Genomic DNA, 1,416 nt, shown 5'->3' on the forward strand with positions numbered 1-1,416 from the left:
GGATCAGGTGCAAAAGTTGGGGATTATGCAAAAAGATTAGATAATCTGAACAAGAAAAAATCTATATTTCTCACTCCTCTAAATTGACTTCTAAAAGCTTTTATTTTTGCATTGAAAGATTCGGCAGAAGCATTTGTACTTCTGTTATSAAAATAGTTTAAGATTGACTTGTAATTAAAAGTTATGGTATTAAGCAGAATATTAAAGTTTTTAAAGCCTGATTCTTCTACATTTCTATACCAATGAGCTAGTTTAGTCATGGCAATATGCTTATCATTGTTTTTATTGTAAATCCCTCGGAGTTGTTGATTTAGATTATAGGCTGTCTTTATATCGGGGTATAATTCAAATGTCATTTGTGCCCTTTCTTTTTGGCTTTGGGTCCATTTTTCACGAGATTTATAAAGTAAATATCTGCTTCTGGCCAATAACTGTTTTACAGAATCTCCGTTGGGTAAAAGCTGTGGGATGTATTTCTTATTTTCTAATTTTGCCTKTATTATCAATTGATTTTCCATATCCATAGCTTCCCATCGATRCTTGATTCTGATCTCCTGTAATGCTTCCAATGCTAATTTTTGAACATGGAATCTATCGGTRACCTGTATGGCTTTCGGGAAGCWTTTTTTTGAGATTAGTTTCATAGAGTTGGCCATGTCAAGAGTTATTTCTTTGACAGAGCATCTACTTTTATAATCAATTTTACAGATGTGTTCTATGACCTGATCCGCCTTAGTTCCCGCAACAATAGCCACTAAAGCTCCCTTTTTGCCTTTGAATTTCTTGTTGGTCACAATAGTATAGAGTTCTCCCTGAGATAAAGCTACTTCATCAATTGACAAATGTGTGCCCATGTTTTCAGGGTAAACAATCCATTGGTGTGCATGTTCGCGTGGAGCCCAGGTGTTAAAGGTACTCAGRTGCTTTTTATATTGTCTTTGAAGTTTTTTACCATTGACACCGAAGAAGCCTCCAATTGTATGGCAATCAGTAGCGCTGCTATCTATTAATTTCTTTTAAAAAAGCCGCAAACTCTTGAGTCATGCGGGTTCCCTTGGCTACTAACTGCCAATCTCTTTTAATAATTTCTCCTGTGGTTTTATTGGTCCAGCGACGTCTTTTGATGTGCAGATACACATACTTACCCCGCAGAGGAAAGTCCTGAATAGTAATCTCATCCTGAAAGCCTTTTGATACCAGTTCAAATGCATTAAACTCTTGTGGAGGTTTGATTTTCTCCTCAAAATACAAGTGTAATATTTCTTCTGTGTTAGTAGCGGAAATCACTTCAAAGTGATCTACTAAAAAATCAGGTAGCATAAATTTTAAAAGGTCTATAGGAGTCATCTCTAATTCTTAGATTACAAAGCTCTTATTTTATTTTGACATTTCCTCCCCAGGTTTTGTTCTTGATCC

At 35.5% G+C, this 1,416-nt stretch carries 2 protein-coding genes; both read right to left on the reverse strand.

Annotated elements, in window-relative coordinates; translation table 11 throughout:
* Positions 1–23: 23 nt before the first annotated feature.
* Positions 24–1,007: an ISAon1 family transposase gene (locus tag AC1DY0_RS18990; RefSeq protein WP_477190146.1), complete on the reverse strand. Its 984-nt coding sequence runs from the start codon at positions 1,005–1,007 to the stop codon at positions 24–26.
* On the reverse strand, positions 1,000–1,347 hold the full coding sequence (locus AC1DY0_RS18995; protein ID WP_477190145.1) for an ISAon1 family transposase N-terminal region protein: 348 nt from the start codon (positions 1,345–1,347) through the stop codon (positions 1,000–1,002). Before AC1DY0_RS18995 ends, AC1DY0_RS18990 begins: the two co-directional genes overlap by 8 nt.
* Between the last annotated feature and the right edge of the window lie 69 nt (positions 1,348–1,416).

The organism is Flavobacterium sp. P1_E4 (assembly GCF_056405915.1).

Bases quoted from the DNA above. Each gene is read 5' to 3' on its own strand.
- AC1DY0_RS18995 (WP_477190145.1), bottom strand. From the start codon at position 1,347: ATGACTCCTATAGACCTTTTAAAATTTATGCTACCTGATTTTTTAGTA.